Below are 21,589 nucleotides of genomic sequence, written 5' to 3' on the forward strand. Positions count from 1 at the left end.
GACTATTTTTGGGAGGTGAGGCTTGCTGATAAAGGGTAAAAGAACCACTCCAAAGGGTTTCAGGCGTCAAACTTAATAAATTAGGGGGAGTTATTTTGTTTAAAAATCGTCGTTTTCTTTTAGTTTTTTCGCTCTTATTAGTCATTGGTTTAGTTCTTGGAGCATGTGGTGCTTCTGATGATGGAGGAGACTCCGCAGAGGATTCAGGTGGAGATAGTAATAACAACACGGAAAACTCTTCTGAAAATGGTAATAACGAAGATTTCTCAGTAGCTATGGTTACAGATGTAGGCGGCGTGGACGACAAATCGTTTAACCAGTCTGCTTGGGAAGGGCTGCAAGCATTTGGTGAAGAAAATGGAATGTCAAAAGGTGAAGGTTTTGATTATGCGCAATCAGAAAGTGATGCAGATTATACAACCAACTTGAACCGCCTGGTACGTCAAGATTATAACTTAATTTTTGGAATTGGATACTTATTACAACCTGCTATTGAAGAAGTTGCCGCTCAATATCCAGATACAAATTTTGCAATCGTTGATTCTGGCGCAGAAGGTGACAACGTTGCGAGTATTCTTTTTAAAGAACATCAGGGTTCTTTCTTGGCTGGCGTTGCCGCAGCAAAGAAAACCAAGTCGAATAAAGTTGGATTTGTTGGAGGAGTAGACGGAGCATTAATCAACAAATTTGAAGCTGGTTTTGAGGCCGGTGTTAAGTCTGTAAATGCTGATATTACAGTGGATGTACAGTATGCAGAGGCGTTCGATGCTCCAGATGACGGGAAATTGATAGCTTCTGATATGTATTCAAAAGGAATAGATGTTATTTACCACGCTTCTGGTGCAACGGGTAACGGGGTTTTTGCTCAAGCTAAGGACCTTAAGAAAAATAACCCAGATGAAGACGTATGGGTTATTGGTGTTGACCGTGACCAACATGAAGAAGGTGCAATTGGAGACAATAATGTAACGCTTACTTCTATGGTAAAGCGGGTGGATATTGCCGTACAGGATGTGGCTAAACAAGCCATGAATGGTGAATTCCCAGCTGGAGAAACCATTGAATACGGCCTTGATGATGACGCTATCAGCCTGGCACGTACAAATGAAGAAGCTCTGACTGACGACATTATTACAGCTATTGAAGATTGGAAAGAAAAGATCATCAATGGCGATGTAGATGTACCAAGTACTCGTGAAGAATTAGAAACTTATGTGAATTCCTTATAAGTATGAAAAAAAGGCTGGTGTAAGCCGGCCTTTTTTTACTGTATAGACCAAAAATCATCAAATGAAGAGTTGTTAAACCCGGCCCTCTTCATTTGATGATTTTTAAAGAGAGAGTTCGGACTGGAGCGTAGATGGATTCATCTAAGACAGAAAAGGAGTGAGGGCAGCAATGGAATACGTTATTGAAATGCTAAACATCCGTAAAGAATTTCCAGGAATCGTAGCTAACGATAATATAAATCTTCAAGTTGAGAAAGGCGAAATCCATGCTTTGCTCGGTGAAAACGGAGCAGGAAAATCTACCTTAATGAATGTTTTATTTGGTCTTTATCAGCCTGAAAAAGGCGAAATAAAAGTAAAAGGTGAAAAAGTTAAAATAACAGATCCTAACGTAGCGAATAAGCTTGGCATTGGAATGGTTCACCAACACTTTATGCTGGTTGATACATTCACGGTAACTGAGAATATCGTTCTAGGTAGTGAACCTAAAAAGGGCGGCACTGTAGATATAAAGAAAGCTGAAAAAGAAGTAAAAGAGCTTTCTGAACGGTATGGTTTAAATGTGGACCCAGGCGCAAAGATACGTGATATCTCTGTGGGGATGCAACAGCGGGTTGAAATATTAAAAACGCTTTATCGTGGAGCCGAAATATTAATTCTTGACGAACCTACTGCCGTTTTGACCCCTCAGGAAATCAAGGAGTTAATAGGGATTATGCACAGTCTCGTTAAAGAAGGTAAATCCATTATTCTGATTACTCATAAATTAAAGGAAATAATGGAAGTCTGCGACCGGTGCACTGTTATTAGAAAAGGAGAGGGAATTGGAACCGTTAAAGTAGCCGATACCAATCCTACCGAATTAGCTTCGTTGATGGTGGGACGAGAAGTAAGCTTCTCTACTGAAAAAACTCCAGCAAATCCTAAGGAAACCTTCTTATCCATCAAGGATTTATTTGTAAAGGATGTGCGCGGGGTAAATATGGTTAAAGGATTAAATCTCGAAGTAAAAGCAGGAGAAATTGTCGGAATTGCAGGTATTGATGGCAATGGGCAATCTGAGCTCATAGAAGCGATTGCAGGTCTGAGAAAAAGTGAGTCTGGAAGCATAAAACTACACGATCAAGTAATTACGAACTTATCACCTAGAAAAGTAACGCAGTCCGGGGTATCTCATATTCCGCAGGATCGTCATAAATTCGGGCTGGTACTTGATTTTCCGGTTGGGGAAAATATGGTTCTTCAAAGTTATTATCAACAACCTTTTTCCAAAAAAGGGGTTATGAATTTTAAGAATATATATAAAAAAGCTCAAGAACTAATTGAAGAGTATGATGTACGAACTCCAAATGCTTACACGAAAGCTCGAGCGCTGTCAGGCGGAAACCAGCAAAAAGCGATTATTGGACGTGAAGTTGACCGTTCTCCGGATTTAATTATAGCTGCACAGCCTACTCGAGGACTTGATGTTGGAGCAATTGAATTCATTCATAAGAAATTGATTGAAGAACGGGATAAAGGAAGAGCAGTCCTATTACTTTCTTTCGAACTGGAAGAAATTATGAATTTAAGTGATCGAATTGCGGTCATGTTCGATGGAAGAATTATTTCAGAAGTCAAACCCGAAGATACAAATGAACAGGATCTTGGTCTTATGATGGCAGGAAATACTCCACAGAAAGCGGGTGGAAGCTAAATGTTTGCCAATCGAACAATTAATATCCTAATTCCTATAATATCCGTACTGCTCGGATTATTATCAGGGGCTGTTATTATGCTCGTTTTTGGTTATAATCCTTTGAAAGGTTACGCTGCTTTATGGACAGGCGCATTTGGTGATGCTTATTTCTTAGGCGAAACCCTGAGACAGGTTACGCCTTACATTCTTTCAGGGCTCGCTGTCGCCTTTGCACTTCGTACAGGTCTTTTGAATATTGGTGTGGAAGGCCAGGTCTTTGTGGGCTGGGTTGCATCTGTATGGGTGGGAGTAGCTTTCGAACTGCCTATGATTCTGCACCTTCCTTTAGCTGTACTGGCAGCTGCATTAGCAGGGGCGTTCTGGGGGTTTATACCCGGTATTTTAAAAGCTAAACTTGGCGTCCACGAAGTTATTGTCACAATTATGATGAATTACATCGCCCTGTATTTATCAAATGAAATTGTTAGAAATGTGATAACAGACGGTAAAGACCGCACTGATTCTATTGCTCCCACGGCTTCTCTTGCCTCTGAATGGCTGGCTGGGATGACATTTTATTCACGGCTTCACTGGGGTTTATTGATTGCCCTATTTATGGCACTGGTCATGTGGTTTCTTCTAAATAAAACGACCCGCGGTTTTGAATTGAGATCAGTTGGTTTTAATCAGCATGCCTCTAACTATGCGGGAATGAGTGTGGGCAAAAATATTGTGCTTGCGATGGTTATATCAGGAGCTTTCGCAGGGTTAGCGGGGGCCATGGAAGGTTTGGGAACTTTTGGCTACATGTCTGTTAAATCAGGATTTACGAATATCGGTTTCGATGGAATCGCTGTGGCTCTTCTTGGAGCAAACACGGCACTTGGAGTAGTACTCGCAGCCTTCTTGTTCGGTACTCTTAAAATTGGTGCCCTGAATATGCCTACTGTAGCAGGCGTTCCTACAGAGTTAGTAGAAATCGTCATTGCTCTTATCATTATTTTTGTAGCATCAAGCTATATGATCCGCTGGATTATTTTACGCTTTAAAAAGGAGGGGAAATAAATGGAATTCATTGATATCCTTGCCCGAATTATTCCACCTGCCATTTTCTTTGCATCCCCTCTGATTTTTACAGCCCTGGGTGGTGTATTTAGTGAACGTTCTGGAATTATTAACATAGGACTCGAAGGTCTTATGGTAATGGGAGCATTCGTAGGTATTGTTTTTAATTTAACTTTTCATGAAGTTTTAGGTGATGCAACTCCCTGGGTTTCAATTTTAGTAGCAATGATAGTCTCGGCTATTTTTGCACTTGTTCACGCCGTAGCATCGATCACCTTCCGAGCCGACCAGGTGGTTAGTGGAGTGGCCATAAACTTTCTTGCTCTAGGAATCGGTCTGTTTCTTACAAAGCAATGGTATGATAAAGGACAAACCGATATGGTGGATCGTCCTTTCTATACCATCGATATCCCTGTGCTGAATAAGATTCCAATTCTGGGTGACCTGTTTTTCTCAGGGTGGTATTTAACCTCTTATTTAGCTATTATCCTAGCTTTTGCTGCCTGGTTCGTCATTTATAAAACTCCATTTGGCTTACGTCTGAGATCAGTTGGAGAGCATCCGATGGCTGCGGACACCAATGGTATCAATGTCTATGCTATGCGTTACGTAGCCGTTATGATTTCAGGTGCGCTTGGTGGTCTTGGCGGTTCCGTTTATGCTTTAACCATAGCCTTAAACTTTTCTCACGCTACTATTGTAGGCCAGGGGTTTATGTCCCTAGCAGCCGTCATTTTCGGAAAATGGCACCCGTTAGGAGCATTAGGAGCAGCTATTTTCTTTGGACTAGCCCAAAGTTTGAGTATTGTGGGATCCAGTTTGCCTTTATTGGAAGACGTTCCTCAAATATTTTTATTAATTGCCCCTTACGTTCTGACCATTTTGGCTCTTGCAGGATTTATAGGGCGAGCGGAAGCTCCCAAGTCTCTCGGTGAGGCATATGTTAAAGGAAACCGTTAGAATAAGTTAAGCCCGGTCCTTACACCGGGCTTAATTTTTTACATTTTGAAACATATACCTTAGCATAGGACTTAGCTTTCTATGGATGAATTATGTGGAGTGAGTCTATAATAGTATAGAAACGATAAGGAGGATGGGAAATGAAAATTAAGGAAGAAGTACTGCTTGAAAAACAAGGATATCGATTACATATTCTACCTAGTAAAAAATATAAAACCATTTCAATCGTGGCTAAATTTAAAACACCATTAAGAAGAGAAGGCATTACAGAGAGGGCTCTGCTTCCTCATGTTCTGCAAAAAGCTACCAATAATCATCCGAATGTAAGAGAGTTCCAATCATCATTTGAGAATTTATATGGTACGGTGCTATCCAGTGATGGGACGAAAAAAGGCGAGAATCATGTTATCAGTTTCCGTATGGAAGTGGTTAACGAAGCTTACCTCAATGATCAGGAGCCTATATTGGAAGAAGCTCTAAAACTATTCAATGAAGTTCTTTATGCTCCTAAAGTGGAAGGCGAAGGGTTCGATTCGTCCATTGTAGAACGTGAAAAACAAACGCTAGAGCAGAAGATCACGTCTGTAAAAGACGATAAAATGAGTTATGCCAATATGCGTTTAATGGATCACATGTGTAAAGACGAACCTTATTCTTTACATGTTAGTGGTTATCAAGAGGATATCTCTTCAATCACTCCGGAAAGTCTTTATACGTATTACCGTTCGATGATCAAAAATGATCTTCTGGATGTTTATGTTATTGGAGACATAGATCAAGCTGAAATCGAGAAAATGACCGATCAGTATTTCATCCGTGAGAACAGCAGTAATCAGGATAACGATCAGGTATCTACTTCCAAAGACGTCCAAGAGGTAAATGAAGTTGTGGAACGTGAAGAAGTGAATCAGGGTAAACTTCATATTGGATACCGTACGTACACCAAATTCGGTGATTCTGATTATTATGCCTTGCAGATTTTTAACGGGTTATTTGGAGGATTTCCAAGCTCTAAGTTATTTATGAATGTGCGTGAAAAACACAGCCTGGCTTACTATGCAGCATCTCGTTTTGAAAGTCATAAAGGTTTACTTCTTGTTTTCAGTGGTGTTGATCCAAAAGACTACCAACAAGCAAAATCCATTATTTTAGAACAGATGGATGCTATGCAAGACGGAGATTTCACCGAAGAACAGGTAGAAGAAACGAAGGAACAAGTGATTCATCAACTGCAGGAGACGATGGATAATGCTAATGGGATTATTGAAGTCCTGTATCATCAAATGATTTCCGGAGCTGAAATGCCCGTTAATGATTTAATTGAACAAATCCGAAAAGTAACGAAGCAGGATGTCGTTGCTATAGCAAATAAAATTAAACTGGATACCATTTACTTTTTAACGAGCCTTGAGGGAGGGGAATAACTGTGGAAGAACTAGTCTATGACCAGATCAATGAAACCGTGTACACCGAGACAATGGATAACGGATTAAAGGTGTTCCTGCTTGCAAAACCTGAGATGGCTAAAACATTCGGTATATTTACCACGAATTATGGCTCCATTGACCAGACCTTTACACCTATAGGACAGGATGAGAAAGTGACCGTTCCAGAAGGAATTGCACACTTTCTTGAGCATAAACTGTTTGAAAAAGAAGACCGTGATGTCTTTCAAGACTTTACAAAACTTGGGGCATCCGCCAATGCTTTTACTTCCTTTACCAAAACGGCTTATTTATTTACAGCCACCAGTCAAATAGAAAAAAATGTGGAGACTTTGCTTAATTTTGTGCAGGATCCATATTTCTCCGAGGAATCAGTCGAAAAAGAAAAAGGCATCATTGCTCAGGAAATCCGCATGTACGATGATCAGCCGGACTGGCGTTCCTTTTTTGGAACTATTCAAAGTTTGTATCACCAGCACCCTGTAAAAGTAGATATCGCAGGAACTGTGGATTCCATTCAAAACATCACGAAAGATGATCTTTATACTTGCTATGAAACGTTTTATCATCCTTCTAACATGGTCTTATTCGTAGCAGGTAATATAGAACCAGAAGCGATGATGAAGCAAATTCGCGAGAATCAAAACAGTAAAGAATTTCCCGCTGCTCCGGAAATTAATCGATCCTATCCGGAAGAGCCGACGGAAGTCGCAAAAGCCAATAACTCAATTACGATGCCCATCACGACAGCTAAAGCCATGGTTGGGGTTAAGGAAAAAGTCACTCACTTAACAGGTAAGGAATTACTTAGAGCCGAGCTGCTTTCCAGCATGATCCTTGATTACTACTTCTCTAAGAGTGGTGCGTTTTATGAAGAACTATACCGTAACGATTTAATTGATGACAGCTTTCAGTTTGAAACAGAACTGGATCGTCAATTCGGATTCACGATCCTTGGCGGGGATACACGGAAGCCCGAAGAAATGACTAAACGTGTAAAAGAGATGCTTCATGAACTAAAAGAAAATAGCATCTCTGATGAAGACTTCACCCGAATGAAGCGTAAGAAAATCGGCCAGTTCATGCGGGCTTTAAATTCCTTGGAGTTCATTGCTAATCAGTTTACTCATTATCACACGCTTGGTGTAGATCTATTTGACGTTCTGCCGGTTATTGAATCTCTTACCTCTAAAGATGCAGAGGAATACCTGCAGCACTGGATTAATGAAGAAGCAATTTCGGTCTTCCAGGTCAAACCTCAGGAAAATGAGTAAGCGTTGTCTGATCATTGGAGCAAGCGGTGAAATTGGATATAGTGTCACCCAGACACTTGTAGAAAAAGGATATCGGGTCGGTCTGCAATATTTCTCGAATTTACGTAGAATTGAACAACTGGAAAGTCAAATTCCAGCAGCCCAATGGCTCGGATCTCAGCAGGCTGATTTATCTACTACTAAAGGAATTCAAGCTTTTTTACATGTCGTTTCCAACGAATGGGAAGCTATTGTATTTTGTGGAGGACATCTGTGGAAAGGCCTTTTCCAGGACATGACTGAAGCGGAAATGGATGAACTATATCATGTTCATCTTAAAGCTCCCTGGATGATTTCCCGACACGTTCTTCCTTTTATGATCCATCATAAAGCTGGCAATATCGTGACCGTTTCCTCCATATTTGGCGAAGAAGGATCAAGTATGGAAGTTGCCTACAGCTCTGTAAAAGGGGCACAAATAAGCTTTGTTAAAGCATTGTCTAAAGAAGTGGCTCCAAGCGGAATTCGAGTTAATGCAGTGACACCAGGTGTAATTGCAACAAAAATGAATGAAATGCTCACTCCTGAAGAATGGAATACTCTAGAAGGAGAAATACCACTTGGGAGAGCTGGACAGCCTCATGAAATAGCTGACGCCATCAGCTATTTATTGAGTGATCAATCAAGTTATGTTACGGGTCATGTACTGCGGGTAAATGGCGGATGGACATAAAATTGTGTGTATAAAAAGTTTGTTTCCTCTCATACTAAGTATGAAAAACTTAGAGGAGGTAACAACAATGTCTGTTCTTGAAAATTTTGACTCTTGGAAAGACTTTCTTGGCGATCGTTTGCATCAGGCTCAAGGGCAAGGAATGGATCAACAAGCAGTATCAGACCTTGCATACGAAATTGGTGGATATCTTGCCAATTCAGTAGATGCAGAAAATGATCAGGAAGCAGTTCTTCGTGATCTTTGGAACGTAGCTGACCAAAAGGAACAACACGCTATTGCTAATATGATGGTGAAACTTGTACGTAACGAAGGAACTCAAGCTTAAATTGCTAAAAAACCGCACATTTCACTGTGCGGTTTTTGCTATTTTTCAAAGATAATCCATTTCCTGACTTTCCTATTCAATAAAAATCCTTTATGATAGAAAGTGAGTTGCAGAGTCCTTAAAGGACAAAAAATGACATTTTCCAGAGGAGTTTTGTCATGGAGAAAAAAGAATGGTACTTAGAATATGAAATCCAGTATAATCGACCAGGTCTGCTTGGAGATATCTCTTCTTTGCTCGGGATGATGGCGATTAATATTGTTACAATTAACGGGGTAGAAAACTCTCACAGGGGAATGCTGCTCCTATGCAAAGACGAAGAGCAGATTATTCGATTAAAATCAATTTTAGATACCATGGATACCATTAAAGTTACAAAATTGCGCCGTCCTAAATTAAGAGATCGTCTTGCCGTCAGGCATGGACGCTACATACATAGTGATGTGGATGACCGTAAAACCTTCCGATTCAATCGTGAAGATTTAGGGGTACTAGTTGATTTTATGGCTGAGCTGTTCATGAAAGAAGGGCATAAACTTGTAGGAATTCGTGGAATGCCCCGCGTTGGTAAAACAGAGTCTGTAGTAGCGGCAAGTGTATGTGCTAACAAAAGGTGGCTTTTTGTCTCAAGTACTCTTTTAAAGCAGACAGTCAGAAGTCAATTAATCGATGAAGAGTACAGGGAAGATAACCTTTATATTATTGATGGAATTGTTTCTGCCAGACGTGCAAGTGAACAGCACTGGCAGCTTGTGAGGGAAATTATGAGGCTTCCAGCTACCAAAGTGATTGAACATCCAGACATTTTTGTACAGGAAACAGAGTATAAACTCGATGATTTTGATTACATTATTGAATTAAGAAATAACGATGATGAAGTAATCACGTACGAAACGGTGGAAAAGCCAGATATGTCGATGGGTGACGGGTTTTCCATGTTTGATTTTTAACTTAATGGATGGTGTTTTACATGGAGAAGGAGATCGGAGCTCGATTAAGAAATGCACGCGAGTCTAAAGGGCTTTCACTTGAACAAGTGCAGGAAACAACTAAAATTAAAACACGCTATCTTCACGCTATTGAAGAGAATGATTTTAGTGTACTGCCAGGAAAGTTTTATACACGTGCTTTTATAAGAGAATACGCATCAGCTGTGGGTATTGATCCTGAAGAGATGATGGAAGAGCATAAAGATGAGATGCCTTCATTTGAGAAAGAGGAAGCAGCTCAATATAAAAGGGTACAGAAACAGAAAGAACCCTCTGCGAAGAGGACGAACGTTTCCAAATACTTACCTACCGTCATGACGTTTGTGCTTGTAATTGGCCTGTTGTTTGTTGCTTACACCTTTATCAAGAATGGAAATAATGATTTGGGAATCGGGGCAGCTGACCAGGAAGTGTCTGACAACGATATTAATGTTCCAGAGGCGTCTGATGCAGAGGATACCGAAAGTACTCCGGTCAGTTCAGACCCAACTGATGCAGAAGACGCAGAAGGTCAAGACGGGGGAGAAAAGACTTCTTCAGAAGAATCTGAAGACCAGGAGTCTTCTGAAGTTTCCCTTGCTGAAAAAGGAACAGGCAGTTTTCCAGAACACACCTATAACATCGCAACTGGAGAAGAAAAATCTTTGACTATTGAACTGGAAGGCACAGCCTATTTGGAAGTACAAGGGGAAAAAAATGGAGAAAATTTAATCTCACCTATCGAATACAGCCCGGAGGATTCTCCGGTAAAGGTTGATGTTTCGGATAAGAAACAAGTTTTTATTAAAACAGGGAATGCTCTTGGCACCATTGTTAAAATCAACGGTGAACAAATAGATTTTCAAACTCAGCAGGCTACCCAAAAGCTTTTGCTTAATTTTAAGTGAAATTATTCGAGAAGGCTGTCCTGAAGGTGGATCATAGAGGAGATGATCATCTTCCATCATTATAAGGGCAGCCTTTTATTTTAGTGGATTTTAGGAGTGTGACAAAAATGAATTTACCGAACAAAATTACGATTTCAAGAATCCTACTTATTCCCATTTTTATCATTTTGATGAGTGTCCCGTTTGAGTGGGGATCTATTCAAATGGGGGATCGGGAATTACCTGTGGCTCATCTGGCTGGTGCCATACTATTTATTTTGGCTTCAACGACTGATTGGATTGATGGGTATATTGCAAGAAAATATAATCTGGTAACGAATCTTGGGAAATTCTTAGATCCGCTGGCTGATAAACTCTTAGTTAGTGCCGCCTTAATTGTATTGGTCGAGATTGGTCTTGCTCCTGCATGGATTGTAATTGTTATTATTAGCCGTGAATTCGCGGTAACGGGGCTTAGACTTGTTGCGGCAGGCGAAGGAAGTGTTTTAGCTGCAAGTCAAATGGGAAAATTGAAAACTTGGATACAAATTATTTCCATTTCTCTTTTGCTTCTTCACAACTGGCCGTTTGCTTACCTAAATCTACCCCTTGGAATAATTACTCTTTACTTAGCACTAATTATTACTTTTTATTCTGGATATGAGTACTTCCAGAAAAACTGGCATGTTATGAGGGATTCTAAATGAAGGCAGAAATTATAGCAGTAGGTACTGAATTGTTACTTGGGCAAATAGCTAATACGAACGGACAGTGGATTTCTAAAGAATTTGCAAGCCTGGGCATACCTGTGTATCAGCATAGCGTCGTTGGTGATAACATGAAAAGAGTGGAAGATAGTTTCCAAGCTGCTCACAGGCGATCGGACATTATTGTCGTTACAGGCGGATTAGGCCCAACCGAGGATGACTTAACTAGAGAAGCTGCCCAGAAAATAATCGGACAGAACCTCATAGAAGATCAAAAAGCAATGGATAAAATAGCTCTTTATTACGAAAAAAACAAACAGACGATGACAGCGAACAACCGAAAACAAGCGTTAGTCTTCGAAAAGGGTATTGTACTTCCAAACCAAGAAGGGATGGCGCCAGGTCAAATTGTAGAACATGACGGAAGAGCGTGGATCTTTCTTCCGGGAGTGCCCTCTGAGATGAAATCACTTATGAAAAGTGGAGTGCTGCCATATCTGCAGCGTTCCTATAAACTGCAGTCTGACATCGTTTCCGAAATGATGTATTTCATAGGGATCGGTGAATCAACTTTGGAAAATAAACTCTCCGAATTAATATCGCAACAGACGAACCCTACACTTGCTCCGCTGGCAAGTGAGGGGGAAGTGGGACTGCGAATTACTGCAACGGGTGAGACAGGCGACGAGGCAAGAGAGAAAATTGCCGTAATGAAAGAGACCATATTACAAATCGTGGGCTCTTATTATTATGGAAGTGACGATGTGTCTATTCAGACCACGGTGCGGGACTTACTTAAAAAACGAGGCTATCGTCTCGGGGCAGCTGAAAGCCTTACAGGAGGTAAATTTATTGAGCAGCTGATAGCCCTGCCTGGTGCTTCTTCCGTGACTCAGGGAAGCCTTGTAGCCTACACGCCATTTATGAAAGAGAAAGTGATTCAGGTAGCTCCTTCTCTCATTGAGGAGCACGGAACGATCAGTAATGAATGTGCTGAAACTATGGCTGTAAATGCTAAAAGGATTTTAGAAGCAGATGTTGCCATCAGCTTTACAGGGGTGGCTGGACCAGAATCCAGTGAAGGATATGATCCGGGCACAGTGTTTATCGGACTGCAAATCTCAGATGAGCGTCCTTCAGTATATCAGTTTCAATTTGAAGGAAGCAGAGATAAGATTCGTTCCCGTGCTGTAAAAAAAGGATACGAATTAATTTTTCACCATATCAAAGATTAAAAAATGACTAATAGGACCCTATATCATAATTCTTTTTTTCTTAAGAAGAAATGGCATTATGTATGGAAAAGTAATTCAATAAAAGGGAACATTTATTCGCTTTTTAGTTGGCAAACTATCAAAAACAAGTTATGATAGGGTTAGAAATTTTGAAAGGCGGTATATTTATATGAGTGATCGTAAACAAGCATTAGATTCAGCTTTGCGTCAAATAGAGAAACAATTTGGTAAAGGTTCTATCATGAAAATGGGAGATGGAAGCGAACAGAAAGTAAACACAGTGCCCAGCGGGTCGCTGGCACTTGATGTTGCACTTGGAGTAGGCGGCTATCCTCGAGGTAGAATTGTAGAAATATATGGACCGGAATCGTCCGGTAAAACCACAGTAGCTCTTCATGCTATTGCAGAAGCACAGAGAAAAGGCGGCACGGCAGCTTTCATCGATGCAGAGCATGCGCTTGACCCGGTGTACGCACGCCGTTTAGGTGTAGATATCGAAGAACTTCTGTTATCTCAGCCTGATACAGGGGAACAAGCACTGGAAATAGCAGAGGCGCTTGTACGAAGCGGCGCAGTAGATATGGTCGTTATTGATTCCGTAGCTGCCCTGGTACCGAAAGCAGAAATTGAAGGGGAAATGGGAGACGCGCATGTAGGATTGCAGGCTCGTCTAATGTCTCAAGCTCTACGTAAGCTATCAGGCGCAATCAGCAAGTCTAAGACAACGGCAATCTTCATTAACCAGATTCGTGAAAAAGTTGGGGTTATGTTTGGTAATCCTGAAACGACTCCGGGTGGCCGCGCTCTTAAGTTCTATTCATCTGTTCGTCTAGAGGTGCGCCGAGCGGAAACCTTAAAGCAAGGGAACGAAATGGTCGGAAATAAAACACGTCTTAAAGTCGTAAAAAATAAAGTTGCCCCTCCTTTCAAACAAGCAGAAGTCGACATCATGTACGGGGAAGGGATCTCCAGAGAAGGAGAGTTACTTGATATTGGTACCGATCTTGATTTGATACAGAAGAGCGGTTCCTGGTACTCTTACGAAGGTGAACGATTAGGTCAGGGAAGAGAGAATGCTAAACAGTTCCTTAAGGAAAATAATCATGTATATGAAGAAGTGAAGCGCATTATTCGTGATCATTACCAAATGGAGCCTAAAGAAGAAGAAACTGAAGAAAAAAAATCAGACAGTCAGGAAACTCTTGACGTATAACCTGTCTGGAGCTTCTAATCTGAGCTGGTTTTGGGCGAACGATATCTGATTCCATAAACACTTACAAATAGAAGCAGTGGCTGTCATGCACTGCTTCTGTCTTTTTTATACATAAGTCTAAACTTGATAGCGGGAACGATAAAGTGGAAGTGTAAAGACTGACTGTTTGAAATATTTCAAATAATCTGTGGGCTGGATTGGACGTTTCCTTGACATTCCCTATTGGCAGGCATAAAATGAATGTGTATCATTTTCATCTTTATAACCTTATTTAAATTTAATCACACATTGAAAATGAAACGTTTGTACTACCGACAAACGGACCAAGTTCATAGCAAGAGGAGGTGAAAATATGGATATAATATCCTCGCTCATCTTCATTTTGCTTGCCCTTATCGTCGGTTCTGTTGTTGGTTATCTTATTCGGAAATCGATTGCGGAGGCGAAAATTTCAAGTGCTGAAGAACTTGCAAAACAGATCGTAGAAGAAGGTCGACGTAATGCAGATTCAGCTAAAAAAGAGGCTCTTCTGGAAGCTAAAGAAGAGAATCAGAAACTACGCCAGGATGCGGAAAGTGAAAACCGCGAACGCCGCATGGAACTGCAGAAAACTGAAAATCGTTTAACACAGAAAGAAGAGAATCTCGATCGTAAGAGTGATATGCTGGACCAGCGTGATCTTTCACTCGAAAAGAAAGAAGGAACTCTTGCCGAGAGACAACAACAAATTGAAGAAATGGAAAGCAAAGTGAATGCTATGCTTCAAGAGCAGCAAACCGAGCTTGAACGCATATCAGGCTTGACATCAGACCAGGCGAAACAGGTTATTTTAGAACGAGTTGAGCAAGAAGTATCACACGAGTCAGCTCTTATGATTAAAGAAGCAGAAAACCGTGCTAAAGAAGAAGCTGATAAAAAAGCGAAAAGCATTCTTTCACTTGCCTTACAGCGATGTGCTGCCGATCACGTGGCAGAAACAACTGTGTCAGTAGTCAATTTGCCAAATGATGAGATGAAAGGACGTATTATCGGCCGTGAAGGTCGTAATATCCGTACTTTAGAAACGTTAACAGGTATTGACTTGATTATTGATGATACACCGGAAGCTGTCATTCTCTCAGGGTTTGACCCAATCCGCCGTGAGACTGCCCGAATGGCTCTCGAAAAACTTGTGCAGGATGGTCGAATCCACCCGGCACGTATTGAAGAAATGGTGGACAAGTCACGCCGAGAGGTAGATGACTACATTCGTGAAGTAGGTGAAGAAACGACCTTTGAAGTTGGAGTGCATGGTTTACACCCTGACCTTGTTAAAATTCTGGGTCGCTTGAAGTATCGTACAAGTTACGGTCAGAATGTCCTTAAACACTCAACAGAGGTTGCTTACTTATCAGGTTTACTTGCTGCAGAGTTAGGTGAAGATGAAATGCTTGCCCGCCGGGCAGGATTGCTGCACGACATAGGTAAAGCGATTGACCACGAAGTCGAAGGAAGTCACGTAGAGATTGGTAAAGAACTGGCTACCAAGTATAAAGAAAATGAAACGGTAATCAATGCGATTGCTTCACACCATGGTGATGAAGAGCCTACCTCAATCATTTCTGTACTAGTAGCTGCTGCGGATGCTTTATCAGCGGCTCGTCCGGGTGCTAGAAGTGAGACACTTGAGAATTATATTAAGCGTCTTGAAAAACTCGAAGAAATCTCTGAGTCCTACGAAGGGGTCGAAAAATCATTTGCCATTCAAGCTGGTCGTGAAGTACGTATAATGGTTCGTCCTGATGAAATTGATGATCTTGAAGCTACTAGATTAGCCCGAGATATTCGAAACCGAATCGAGGGAGAACTCGATTATCCAGGTCATATTAAAGTAACAGTTATTCGTGAAACACGTTCGGTGGAGTATGCGAAATAAAAGATATGAAGCGGCCCGCGCGGCCGCTTCATTTATGTTTTCAATACAATGATAATAGAAATAGAGAGGGATCAATAATGAAAATATTGTTTATAGGAGACGTAGTAGGCTCACCAGGCCGAGATATGGTGGATGAGTATTTGCCAAAACTGAAACAAAAATACCAGCCTACTGTAACGGTTATCAATGGAGAAAATGCTGCTTCAGGTAAAGGAATCACAGAAAAAATCTATCGTCGTTTTCTGGAGAAAGGAGCTCAGGCTGTAACTTTAGGAAACCATGCTTGGGATAAGAAAGAGATTTTTGACTTTATAGACGATGCACAGTACCTCGTTCGTCCGGCTAATTTTCCAGAAGGTACTCCTGGAAAAGGTCTAACCTTTGTTAAAACCCCTAAAACTGAGGTAGCCGTCATTAATTTGCAAGGGCGAACTTTCCTGTCTCCAAATGATGATCCTTTTAGAAAAGTAGATGAATTAATAGAAGAGGCAAAAAAACGAACGTCCATTATTTTTCTAGACTTTCATGCTGAAGCTACAAGTGAAAAACAGGCGATGGGCTGGTATGTGGATGGAAGAGTAAGTGTGAATGTCGGGACCCATACTCATATTCAAACCGCAGATGAGAGGATCCTTCCTGGTGGCACGGCTTATATATCGGATGTGGGAATGACGGGTCCTTACGATGGAATTCTTGGAATGGATCGCGAGGCTGTACTTAAACGCTTTCTAACAAATCTACCTGTACGTTTTGAAGTTCCAAAAAAGGGAAGATCACAATTAAGTGGATTTTTGGTAGATGTGGACGAACGGACAGGAAAAGCTAAAAAGGTAAATCGAATTCAGATCAATGATGATCATCCTTTCTTCGAATGATTATTTGAATTTTGTGACAAATTGATTCATAATGAAAAGGTAATATTCTACATCTCCAAGAATATAGTAGTTATGGAACAACTATAGTGATTGAAGGAGGAGCTAGTAATGGAAGTATTAAAAGTATCAGCTAAATCCGTACCTAATTCAGTAGCAGGAGCTTTAGCCAACGTTGTGAGAGAACGCGGCACTGCTGAAATTCAAGCCATTGGTGCAGGTGCATTAAACCAGGCAGTTAAAGCAGTGGCAATTGCTAGAGGGTTTGTAGCCCCTAGTGGATTAGACTTGATTTGCATTCCAGCCTTTACTGACATTATGATCGACGAGGAAGAACGTACGGCGATCAAATTGATCGTCGAACCTCGATAGCATTAATATAAAGCTTACCTTCATACAAGCCGAAGTCGTACTCTCTGGAGTACGACTTTTTTTATGTGCATATGTATTTTTAGAGTGGACAGGTTAGGTTGATAAAAAAACTAATCATGTTAAAATTGTGATATAAACAGCTTTTATAACTTGAATTAATGATTAGGGGTGTTCACTGTGAATGGAACAATGAAAGCAATTGTTAAACACCATCGCGGTAAGGGAGCAGAACTTAAAGAAGTGGCGATTCCTTCGATTAGTGATGATGAAGTATTAATACGTGTTCAGGCAACTTCCATATGTGGAACAGATGTTCATATATATAATTGGGATGAGTGGTCCGCAAGCCGGGTTCAGCCGCCTTATGTTTTCGGCCATGAATTTGCAGGTGAAATCGTTGAAGTTGGAGAAAAAGTAAATAACTTCACAGCAGGTGATTATGTAAGTGCAGAAACACACTTAGTATGCGGTCACTGTCCCCAGTGCCTGACGGGTAAATCTCATATTTGTGAAAATACTAAGATTATTGGAGTGGATACGCAAGGATGCTTTGCAGAGTATGTAGCACTGCCTGCTAGTAACCTATGGCGTAATCCTAGTGATCTCCCGACAGATATAGCCTCCATTCAGGAGCCGATGGGCAATGCTGTACATACTGTCCTAAACGGCGATGTGGCAGGTAAATCTGTGGCTATTATTGGGTGTGGGCCTATTGGTTTAATGGCTGTGGGTGTTGCTAAAGCAGCGGGAGCGTCCCAGGTCATGGCTTTTGACCTCAACAATTATCGTCTGGAATTAGCTGAAAAAATGGGAGCTACTACAACGATTAATTCAAGGGAGGAAGATCCTGTAGTTAAAGCTAAAGATTTAACCGATAGACATGGGGTAGATGTGGTTTGTGAAATGAGCGGCCATCCTGTAGCCATGGATCAGGGATTTAAAATGATCACAAACGGAGGACGCGTGTCCATTTTAAGCCTGCCCACCACAAGAGTGAGCCTTGATGTAACAAATGACATTGTTTTTAAGGGAATAGAAGTTCAAGGCATAACAGGCCGCAAGATGTATGAAACGTGGCAGCAAGTTTCCCGCCTGCTTCAATCAGGACAGGTGGATGTGAAACCAATGATTACTCATCACTTAAAAATGGAAGAGTTTGAAAAAGGATTTGACTTAATGAATCAAGGCGAATGCGGGAAAGTTGTACTGCACCCATAATTGTTAAGGAGGAATTATCATGAAGGGTTTTGAATATTTACAGGAACAATTAGATGAAATGAAGAATGAAGGAACATTTAGAAGTTTGATTCCTTTGGAGTCAGCTCAAGGGTCGAGAGTGAAGATTAAAGGAAAAGAAGTCATTCAGCTTTCCTCTAATAATTATTTAGGTTTAACCTCTCATCCAAAGATGAAGAAGGCTGCGGAAAAAGCTAACGAAGAATACGGGGTTGGTACAGGATCTGTTCGTACCATTGCGGGAACATTGCAAATGCATGAAGAATTTGAAAAGAAACTTGCAAAATTCAAACACACAGAAGCAGCTCTTGTGTTTCAATCCGGATTCACTACCAACCAGGGAGTACTTTCTTCCATTTTAGGAAAAGAAGATGTAGTTATTTCTGATGAATTGAACCACGCCTCCATTATCGATGGCATTCGCTTAACGAAAGCAGATCGAAAAATTTATAAGCATGTGGACATGAAGTCTTTAGAAGAAGCCCTGCAGGCAAGTTCTGAATACCGTACACGTTTGGTCGTAACGGACGGAGTGTTTTCCATGGATGGTAATATTGCACCGCTGCCGGAAATTGTCGATCTTGCCGAAAAGTATAATGCCCTTATTATGGTTGATGATGCCCATGCGAGCGGTGTTCTGGGAGATAATGGACGCGGAACAGTAAATCATTTTAATCTTGATGGTCGTGTTCATATTCAAGTGGGTACCTTAAGTAAAGCGATTGGGGTACTTGGTGGATATGTTGCCAGTACGCAAACACTCAGGGAATACTTAATTCATAAAGGACGTCCATTTTTGTTCAGCACCTCTCATCCGCCTGCAGTTACAGCGGCTAACGATGCAGCTATCGATGTACTTCTGGATGAACCGGAATTAATTGAAAAGCTTTGGGATAACACAAAATACTTTAAAGACGGACTCTCTTCTCTCGGGTTTGATACAGGCATCAGTGAGACCCCAGTCACGCCTGTTATGATTGGAGACGATGCCCTGACCCATAAATTCTCTGATGAGTTATTTGCACACGGGGTATTCGCTCAAGGGATTGTCTTCCCAACTGTACAGCGTGGAAAGGGAAGGGTTCGTACCATCGTAACAGCAGAGCATTCAAAAGAAGAGCTTAAAGAAGCATTGGATGCATTTGAAGCCGTTGGTAAAAAATTAGGGATTATATAATTACTTGGTAAGCCGCTATGATCATTAGTCATGGTGGCTTTTTTTCATAAAAACTGATACTATTTTGGAGAATGAAGATAAATTCTCTATTCTACTTAAAATTCAGAGAAAAACTTGATATAATAAGACAGTTAGAAGGCTCGGCTTGAAAGGAGATCGCAATGAACGAACAACAGCGAAAAGACATGTCGCAAATTCGTCAGGTTAATCCCGAAGAATCGGCATCAGATAGAGATAATTTGAATCGTCTGAAAGAGAAAACTAGTGAAGATTTCATGAAATATTTTGAAACTACTTATCAGCCTCCAAATATGAGGGATGCGCAGCGCAGAAAGAAAAAAGAAACAGATGTGCATTATGATTTTACAATACCTGAAGATATGGATCAGTCTGGTAAAGGAAAAAAATATATGATCCGTACATACGGGTGTCAAATGAACGAACATGACACAGAGGTTATGGCCGGAATATTTGAAGAAATGGGATATGAGTCTACTTCGGATACAAAAGAAGCGGATATTATCCTTCTTAATACTTGTGCGATAAGAGAGAATGCCGAGAACAAGGTTTTTGGTGAAATTGGTCATTTAAAACCATTAAAAATGGAAAACCCGAATTTAATCATTGGGGTTTGTGGATGTATGTCTCAAGAAGAATCCGTTGTAAATCGAATCTTGAAGAAACACCCATTCATTGATTTGATTTTTGGGACACATAACATTCACAGGCTGCCTCAGCTTGTAAAAGAAGCTATGTTCGGAAAAGAAATGGTTATTGATGTTTGGTCCAAAGAGGGAGACATCATCGAAAACCTTCCGCGTTCCCGTAAAGGCAAGATTAAAGCATGGGTGAATATCATGTACGGCTGTGATAAGTTCTGCACGTATTGCATTGTTCCCTATACACGAGGCAAAGAACGCAGCCGATTACCAGCTGATATAATTCAGGAAGTAAGGCACTTGGCTGCCCAGGGATATAAAGAAATTACGTTACTTGGTCAAAACGTGAACGCTTACGGTAAAGACCTTGATTTAGAATACGGCCTTGGGGACTTGATGGATGAGCTGCGAAGCATAGATATTCCGCGCGTCAGGTTTACGACCTCTCACCCTCGTGACTTTGATGATCGTCTCATTGAGGTGCTTGCCAAGGGCGGTAATATGCTTGATCATATTCACCTTCCTGTCCAGTCAGGTAATACAGATGTCCTTAAAATCATGGGCCGTAAATATTCCAGAGAAGAATATCTGGAGCTTGTGAAAAGAATAAGAAAAGCTATGCCCGACGCTACTCTCACGACAGATATTATCGTTGGTTTCCCAAATGAAACTGAAGAACAGTTCCAGGATACTCTGTCCCTTGTAGAAGAAGTTGGATTTGAAGCGGCTTACACATTTATCTATTCTCCAAGAGAAAATACTCCAGCTGCTAAAATGAAAGATAACGTTTCTATGGAAGAGAAAAAAGATCGTCTGCAACGCTTGAATAAGCTGGTTAATGAACAATCAGCTCAAGCGATGAAGCAATATGAAGGCGAGATCGTTCATGTGCTTGTGGAGGGTGAAAGTAAAAATAATGAGGAAGTACTGGCTGGATACACGAAGCGAAACAAACTAGTCAATTTCCGTGCTCCTAGATCATCCATCGGGCAGATTATACCGGTGAAAATAACTAAAGCGAAAACCTGGTCTCTAGATGGAGAAATGGTGGAAGCAAGCGTAGAGGTGAAGTAAATGGCAGAGTACACTAGAAAGCAAGTAGTAGATGAAGCTCACAAACTAGCCAATATGATGGCGAATATAGAAGAAATCGACCGCTTCAAGCAGTTGGAAGCGAAGTTGAATGAAAACCAGAAAGTTCAATCTCATATAAAAAAGATTAAAGCGTTACAAAAACAAGCTGTAAACTTCCAGGCTTATGGAAAGTCAGAAGCATTAGAGCGTGTAGAAAAAGAAATTGATCGTCTGCAGGATGAGCTGGATGAAATTCCTGTAGTAGCTGAATTTAAAGAAAGTCAAACCGTCATTAATGATATCCTGCAAATGGTATCGAGCACCATTTCGCGTGAAGTGACAAACGAAGTCATCCGCTCTACAGGCGGGGACCTGCTTAAAGGTGAAACGGGATCAAAAACAAAAGGAAGCAGCTGCGGCTAATTCCCTGATTTGATATCACAAAAAAATATTTTTTTCGCTCAAATACATGTCCGCCATAGGGTTTATCCCTTTGGCGGAATTTTTTTCGTACAGTTTTTTGGGCTCTTGCATAGAATGAATTAAACACGTCCTTAGGTCTTTATCATGTTAGTAACCATTC

Annotated in this window: 20 protein-coding genes; all 20 read left to right on the forward strand. The window is 40.9% G+C overall.

Annotated features, from left to right (window positions below):
• Positions 1-95: 95 nt before the first annotated feature.
• Positions 96-1,229: a BMP family lipoprotein gene (locus tag LCM11_RS01035; protein ID WP_224892446.1), complete on the forward strand. Its 1,134-nt coding sequence runs from the start codon at positions 96-98 to the stop codon at positions 1,227-1,229.
• Positions 1,230-1,398: 169 nt separating this feature from the next.
• Entirely contained in the window at positions 1,399-2,925 is a 1,527-nt protein-coding gene (locus LCM11_RS01040) for an ABC transporter ATP-binding protein (RefSeq protein WP_224892447.1), read from the forward strand.
• Positions 2,926-3,972: an ABC transporter permease gene (locus LCM11_RS01045; protein WP_224892448.1), complete on the forward strand. Its 1,047-nt coding sequence runs from the start codon at positions 2,926-2,928 to the stop codon at positions 3,970-3,972. It abuts the gene before it with no gap.
• Positions 3,973-4,932, forward strand: a complete 960-nt coding sequence (locus tag LCM11_RS01050) for an ABC transporter permease (RefSeq protein ID WP_224892449.1) — start codon at positions 3,973-3,975, stop codon at positions 4,930-4,932.
• 140 nt (positions 4,933-5,072) lie between these two features.
• Positions 5,073-6,356 carry an EF-P 5-aminopentanol modification-associated protein YfmF gene (yfmF, locus tag LCM11_RS01055; protein ID WP_224892450.1) on the forward strand — a complete coding sequence of 428 codons (1,284 nt, stop codon included), beginning with the start codon at positions 5,073-5,075 and terminating at the stop codon, positions 6,354-6,356.
• Between the two features lie 2 nt (positions 6,357-6,358).
• Positions 6,359-7,651 carry an EF-P 5-aminopentanol modification-associated protein YfmH gene (gene yfmH, locus LCM11_RS01060; protein ID WP_224892451.1) on the forward strand — a complete coding sequence of 431 codons (1,293 nt, stop codon included), beginning with the start codon at positions 6,359-6,361 and terminating at the stop codon, positions 7,649-7,651.
• Positions 7,644-8,363 (forward strand): elongation factor P 5-aminopentanone reductase, encoded by a 720-nt coding sequence (ymfI, locus tag LCM11_RS01065; RefSeq protein WP_224892452.1) that lies wholly within the window; start codon positions 7,644-7,646, stop codon positions 8,361-8,363. The genes yfmH and ymfI overlap by 8 nt, the downstream gene beginning before the upstream one ends.
• Before the next feature lie 67 nt (positions 8,364-8,430).
• Positions 8,431-8,691 carry a DUF3243 domain-containing protein gene (locus tag LCM11_RS01070; protein WP_089751011.1) on the forward strand — a complete coding sequence of 87 codons (261 nt, stop codon included), beginning with the start codon at positions 8,431-8,433 and terminating at the stop codon, positions 8,689-8,691.
• 158 nt (positions 8,692-8,849) lie between these two features.
• A complete protein-coding gene (locus tag LCM11_RS01075) occupies positions 8,850-9,641 on the forward strand; it encodes a DUF3388 domain-containing protein (protein ID WP_089751013.1) in 792 nt (263 codons plus the stop codon).
• 20 nt (positions 9,642-9,661) lie between these two features.
• A complete protein-coding gene (locus LCM11_RS01080; RefSeq protein ID WP_224892453.1) occupies positions 9,662-10,567 on the forward strand; it encodes a helix-turn-helix domain-containing protein in 906 nt (301 codons plus the stop codon).
• A gap of 107 nt (positions 10,568-10,674) precedes the next feature.
• Entirely contained in the window at positions 10,675-11,253 is a 579-nt protein-coding gene (gene pgsA, locus LCM11_RS01085; RefSeq protein WP_014643347.1) for a CDP-diacylglycerol--glycerol-3-phosphate 3-phosphatidyltransferase, read from the forward strand.
• The gene (locus LCM11_RS01090; RefSeq protein WP_224892454.1) at positions 11,250-12,488 is read left to right on the forward strand and encodes a competence/damage-inducible protein A; all 1,239 of its coding nucleotides are present in this window, start codon (positions 11,250-11,252) and stop codon (positions 12,486-12,488) included. Before pgsA ends, LCM11_RS01090 begins: the two co-directional genes overlap by 4 nt.
• Before the next feature lie 169 nt (positions 12,489-12,657).
• Complete coding sequence (gene recA / locus LCM11_RS01095) at positions 12,658-13,701, forward strand: recombinase RecA (protein WP_224892455.1); 1,044 nt, start codon at positions 12,658-12,660, stop codon at positions 13,699-13,701.
• Positions 13,702-14,053: 352 nt separating this feature from the next.
• A complete protein-coding gene (rny, locus tag LCM11_RS01100) occupies positions 14,054-15,616 on the forward strand; it encodes a ribonuclease Y (protein ID WP_224892456.1) in 1,563 nt (520 codons plus the stop codon).
• A 77-nt stretch (positions 15,617-15,693) separates the two neighbouring features.
• The gene (locus tag LCM11_RS01105; RefSeq protein WP_014643351.1) at positions 15,694-16,491 is read left to right on the forward strand and encodes a TIGR00282 family metallophosphoesterase; all 798 of its coding nucleotides are present in this window, start codon (positions 15,694-15,696) and stop codon (positions 16,489-16,491) included.
• 108 nt (positions 16,492-16,599) lie between these two features.
• Positions 16,600-16,860 carry a stage V sporulation protein S gene (locus tag LCM11_RS01110; RefSeq protein ID WP_089751022.1) on the forward strand — a complete coding sequence of 87 codons (261 nt, stop codon included), beginning with the start codon at positions 16,600-16,602 and terminating at the stop codon, positions 16,858-16,860.
• Between the two features lie 177 nt (positions 16,861-17,037).
• Positions 17,038-18,078: an L-threonine 3-dehydrogenase gene (gene tdh, locus LCM11_RS01115; protein WP_224892457.1), complete on the forward strand. Its 1,041-nt coding sequence runs from the start codon at positions 17,038-17,040 to the stop codon at positions 18,076-18,078.
• 19 nt (positions 18,079-18,097) lie between these two features.
• A complete protein-coding gene (locus LCM11_RS01120; protein ID WP_224892458.1) occupies positions 18,098-19,273 on the forward strand; it encodes a glycine C-acetyltransferase in 1,176 nt (391 codons plus the stop codon).
• Positions 19,274-19,434: 161 nt separating this feature from the next.
• On the forward strand, positions 19,435-21,006 hold the full coding sequence (gene miaB / locus LCM11_RS01125) for a tRNA (N6-isopentenyl adenosine(37)-C2)-methylthiotransferase MiaB (RefSeq protein WP_224892459.1): 1,572 nt from the start codon (positions 19,435-19,437) through the stop codon (positions 21,004-21,006).
• Positions 21,007-21,429, forward strand: coding sequence for a RicAFT regulatory complex protein RicA family protein (locus tag LCM11_RS01130; RefSeq protein WP_089751029.1), 423 nt, complete (start codon positions 21,007-21,009; stop codon positions 21,427-21,429).
• Positions 21,430-21,589 lie beyond the last annotated feature (160 nt).

This window comes from Halobacillus halophilus, from assembly GCF_020171985.1.
Classification (GTDB): domain Bacteria; phylum Bacillota; class Bacilli; order Bacillales; family Halobacillaceae; genus Halobacillus; species Halobacillus halophilus_A.

Excerpts from the sequence above, each read along its gene's own strand:
- miaB (WP_224892459.1), top strand. The coding sequence starts at position 19,435 with ATGAACGAACAACAGCGAAAAGACATGTCGCAAATTCGTCAGGTTAAT.
- LCM11_RS01075 (WP_089751013.1), top strand. The coding sequence starts at position 8,850 with ATGGAGAAAAAAGAATGGTACTTAGAATATGAAATCCAGTATAATCGA.
- LCM11_RS01040 (WP_224892447.1), top strand. The coding sequence starts at position 1,399 with ATGGAATACGTTATTGAAATGCTAAACATCCGTAAAGAATTTCCAGGA.
- LCM11_RS01105 (WP_014643351.1), top strand. The coding sequence starts at position 15,694 with ATGAAAATATTGTTTATAGGAGACGTAGTAGGCTCACCAGGCCGAGAT.
- LCM11_RS01130 (WP_089751029.1), top strand. The coding sequence starts at position 21,007 with ATGGCAGAGTACACTAGAAAGCAAGTAGTAGATGAAGCTCACAAACTA.
- ymfI (WP_224892452.1), top strand. The coding sequence starts at position 7,644 with ATGAGTAAGCGTTGTCTGATCATTGGAGCAAGCGGTGAAATTGGATAT.
- rny (WP_224892456.1), top strand. The coding sequence starts at position 14,054 with ATGGATATAATATCCTCGCTCATCTTCATTTTGCTTGCCCTTATCGTC.
- LCM11_RS01120 (WP_224892458.1), top strand. The coding sequence starts at position 18,098 with ATGAAGGGTTTTGAATATTTACAGGAACAATTAGATGAAATGAAGAAT.
- yfmF (WP_224892450.1), top strand. The coding sequence starts at position 5,073 with ATGAAAATTAAGGAAGAAGTACTGCTTGAAAAACAAGGATATCGATTA.
- LCM11_RS01050 (WP_224892449.1), top strand. The coding sequence starts at position 3,973 with ATGGAATTCATTGATATCCTTGCCCGAATTATTCCACCTGCCATTTTC.
- recA (WP_224892455.1), top strand. The coding sequence starts at position 12,658 with ATGAGTGATCGTAAACAAGCATTAGATTCAGCTTTGCGTCAAATAGAG.
- pgsA (WP_014643347.1), top strand. The coding sequence starts at position 10,675 with ATGAATTTACCGAACAAAATTACGATTTCAAGAATCCTACTTATTCCC.
- LCM11_RS01045 (WP_224892448.1), top strand. The coding sequence starts at position 2,926 with ATGTTTGCCAATCGAACAATTAATATCCTAATTCCTATAATATCCGTA.
- LCM11_RS01080 (WP_224892453.1), top strand. The coding sequence starts at position 9,662 with ATGGAGAAGGAGATCGGAGCTCGATTAAGAAATGCACGCGAGTCTAAA.
- LCM11_RS01070 (WP_089751011.1), top strand. The coding sequence starts at position 8,431 with ATGTCTGTTCTTGAAAATTTTGACTCTTGGAAAGACTTTCTTGGCGAT.
- LCM11_RS01090 (WP_224892454.1), top strand. The coding sequence starts at position 11,250 with ATGAAGGCAGAAATTATAGCAGTAGGTACTGAATTGTTACTTGGGCAA.
- LCM11_RS01110 (WP_089751022.1), top strand. The coding sequence starts at position 16,600 with ATGGAAGTATTAAAAGTATCAGCTAAATCCGTACCTAATTCAGTAGCA.